A 3,337-nucleotide genomic window follows, 5' to 3' on the forward strand; every position below is an offset into this window, starting at 1 on the left:
GTCTTTTGTCCGTGGCCTGCGTTGGCTCGGTCCTTACAGCCCGCGTTGGGGATGCTCGGACCTCGCCGCCTTGGCCACAGCCAAAATCCCTCGCCGCAGGACCCCGCGCAATTTTCGGACACGCTCTTAGAGACATAGTAGCATGGTTTCAACGACGCTCTGACCGGCGAGGCGCCGGTCAGGACACGCGAGGGCGCGTGTGCTCCCCATACGCTACTGCATATCTACCTTCATGCTCAGATTCGTCTATCATTTGTTCAAACTTAAGGCGAAGGCGGATTACGGCGGGATTAAGGCGGTGATTTTCATTGTTTGTCCTCCGGAGCTTGACAGCATTCGCGCCGCATGAAAATCCGCGAAATCAAGTGCGCCGGCCTGCGTGGCGCTACGCCGGAAGGAGGCTGGAGCAACGAACTTCGCCCCGAAGATTGCGTGCACACGCTCGTCGCCGTGCACACCAACGAAGGATTGATCGGCCTGGGCAGCGTGTTCACCAACGATCAACTCGTGCGGGCGGCGCTGGCGGTGCTCGAACCGCTTTACCGCGGCGAGAACGCGCTCGAACCCGAACGCGTCAGCGAGAAGCTCCACCAAAACACTTTCTGGCTCGGACGCGGCGGATCGATCACCCACACCATCAGCGGCATCGACATCGCGCTTTGGGATTTGCTTGGGAAGGCCACGGGCCAGCCCGTGGGGCGGCTGCTCGGCGGACGTTATCGCGAGCGCGTCCGGCCTTACGCGTCGATCCTCATGGATCAGCCCGAAGTGCTGGCCGGCCATTTGCACAAGATCAAAGCCCAAGGATTTCGCGCGTTCAAAATCGGTTGGGGACCGTTCGGACGCAAAAGCCACACACTCGACGAAGCTATCGTCCACGCGGCGCGCGAAGCGGTCGGGCCGGAGTCACTGCTCATGGTGGATGCCGGCGCCAGCGACGCGTTCTGGCCGCAAGGCTACAAATGGGCGCTGCGCACCGCGGACATGCTGGCGAACTACGATGTCTTTTGGTTCGAGGAGGCGCTGGTGCCCGACGCGCTCAACGATTACGTGGAGTTGCGCCGCCGCGCGCCATTGCCCATCGCCGGCGGCGAAGTGCTCACGCGCCGGCAAGCCTTTCAACCGTGGCTGCAGGCGGGCGCCTTCGACATCGTCCAACCCGACGTGACCAAAGTCGGCGGCATCAGCGAAGAACGTCGCATCGCGTGGATGGCGAAAGAGAATGGCGTGCGCTTCATTCCGCACGGGTGGAACACCGCTGTGGGTTTGGCCGCTGATTTACAACTGGCCTCGGCTTTTCCGGACACGGAACTCGTGGAGTACCTCACCGGATCGCCGTTCATCGACGAGATCGCCGGCGGCGGCTGGCGGCTGGATGCGGAAGGCATGCTAGCAATTCCCGACAAACCTGGACTCGGACTCGAACTGAATCGTGAGGCCGTAGCGAAATACACGCGCGGCGAACGGTTGTTGGATTAAATTAGGATGATTCCCAACGCCGTGTCATTAAGCGCGGTTTATTGGCCAATTGACAATCGTGTTCCTAAGCGCCAACTTCTCGACACATGAAACAGCCTGGCCCCGCACGTGGCAAGAGACCACTCGACTACCCAGAAGAAACCAAGGGCAGTCGTTTAGCCTCCGAAATACGACGTCAAACAAACAAACTCACCATGGAAGAGCGCCGGCAATTGTTCCACGAAGCCAGGGCAGTCATTTATGGCTGCAAACGGGCAACGGCGTCTCGCTCTCGACACAAATCTCCTGCTTGATTTGGCTGCTGGAGAGAACTTCGCGCTTGAATTTAGGGAGGTTTTTCAAGGGCGCGGCTATGCCTTATTCGTCCCGCCGACAGTCGGCGTGGAATTGCTTTGGAAACAGAAGTACGATCCCGCTAAACGCCAGCTTGCTCAACACGCGCTCCTCCGGATGAGAGAGTGGGGCATTCGCACGATCGAATTATCCGATATGAAGTCGGCGCTCGCAGAACAGTTTGCGCGTCGTCTGCTTCTCAATCAGTTGTTGCCGGAAGGGGAGTTCAACGACGGAATGATCCTGGGCGAAACGGCGCAAAGTGGGATCGCTCTGCTCGTGACTTCCGACAGACATCTGCTGAGCATCGAGGAAGAGGCCTTGTTGCTCGCGTTTCAGGACGCGGGCTTGTCACCGGTGCGTGCTGCGCATCCGAAGCGCCTGGTGCGCGCGTTACGCTGATCTGGTCGTCCAGATCAGATCCGTTCCGCCAACCGCGACGCCAGGCGTTGCAAGGCGGGCGAGCGATCCATCGGTTCGAGGTGCACGTCCAGCAAACAAAAATGGTCCCTCTCGCGTTCCGCCAGCGCGAGCGCACACTCCAGATCGCTTTCGGTGTTCACCGCGAATCCGTGGCCCGCGCCCAGGACATCGGGCAACCGATGATAATTCCACGGCAGCACGTCGTTGTAAGGGCCGTCCTGCATGTGGCGCTCGGTGCCGTAACCCGCGTTGTTCAGCACGATGACGATTGGGTTGAGCTGGTACCGGATCACAGTCGCAAGTTCCATCCCGGTCATTTGAAACGCGCCGTCGCCGACGAGCACCACGGGACGCAGCTTCGGATTTCCCAATTGCGCTCCGATTCCCGCCGGCACGCCGAAACCCATCGACGTGTAGTAAGCCGGCCCCAGAAATTCCGTGCGCTGATGAATGAACAGGTCCGCCGCGCCAAACAACGCGTCGCCCACGTCGGCCACCACCACGGTGTCGTCCTTCAGAAACGAGTTCAGCCGCTCGAACAGGCGTTTCACGGTAATCCGCTTGTGGTGGAGGAGCGGATTCTTCTCGCGCTCCTTCATTCCGGGCGCGCCGCTGATCACGACCACCGGCGATTTTTCCGCGAAAGCCTCGGCGGTCGTGTTGGCGACCTTCAGGCCGCCGACGCAATACGTGACGCAAACCGCGCCCAGGCCGCGCACGCGGGCGTAGGCATCGGCGGCAAAGCCCGCGCCTTGTTCGTCGCACGTGTTGACGATCTGAAGTTTGCTCTGCCGCAGCTGCTCGTAAAAGCTCAGGACGTAATCGCCGGGAATCCCGAAGACATGCCGAACGCCATGGGCGTGAAGCCTCTGAATCAGATATTCGCCGATGCGGGTGCTGGTTTTCATCCTGGGAAAAGAGTAGCGCTGGGCTCCGGAGGCTGCCAGTTCGATTTGGCTGTCTGCCTTGGTAGCAGGGTGGTGCTGCTGCGCCGCCACATCGACTGAAAACCGGCGGCGCGGCAGCGCAGCCCTACCTTCGCGTTCATGGGAAGCTTCCTTGGTCTCAGAACCATGCACACGGCCCATGAACCTGAGACCGG

3 protein-coding genes are annotated in these 3,337 nt (G+C 60.5%); 2 read left to right on the top strand and 1 reads right to left on the bottom strand.

Annotated features, from left to right (window positions below; all coding sequences use genetic code 11):
• The first annotated feature begins 345 nt into the window (after positions 1-345).
• Positions 346-1,479: a mandelate racemase/muconate lactonizing enzyme family protein gene (locus FJ398_26890; protein ID MBM3841507.1), complete on the top strand. Its 1,134-nt coding sequence runs from the start codon at positions 346-348 to the stop codon at positions 1,477-1,479.
• Positions 1,480-1,719: 240 nt separating this feature from the next.
• Positions 1,720-2,214, top strand: coding sequence for a type II toxin-antitoxin system VapC family toxin (locus FJ398_26895; GenBank protein ID MBM3841508.1), 495 nt, complete (start codon positions 1,720-1,722; stop codon positions 2,212-2,214).
• 14 nt (positions 2,215-2,228) lie between these two features.
• Here FJ398_26895 and FJ398_26900 read toward each other — a convergent pair whose 3' ends face one another.
• Positions 2,229-3,143, bottom strand: coding sequence for a hypothetical protein (locus tag FJ398_26900; protein ID MBM3841509.1), 915 nt, complete (start codon positions 3,141-3,143; stop codon positions 2,229-2,231).
• Positions 3,144-3,337 lie beyond the last annotated feature (194 nt).

It is taken from the genome of Verrucomicrobiota bacterium (genome assembly GCA_016871535.1).
GTDB lineage: Bacteria > Verrucomicrobiota > Verrucomicrobiia > Limisphaerales > SIBE01 > VHCZ01.

Bases quoted from the DNA above. Each gene is read 5' to 3' on its own strand.
- FJ398_26900 (MBM3841509.1), bottom strand. From the start codon at position 3,143: ATGAAAACCAGCACCCGCATCGGCGAATATCTGATTCAGAGGCTTCAC.
- FJ398_26895 (MBM3841508.1), top strand. From the start codon at position 1,720: ATGGCTGCAAACGGGCAACGGCGTCTCGCTCTCGACACAAATCTCCTG.
- FJ398_26890 (MBM3841507.1), top strand. From the start codon at position 346: ATGAAAATCCGCGAAATCAAGTGCGCCGGCCTGCGTGGCGCTACGCCG.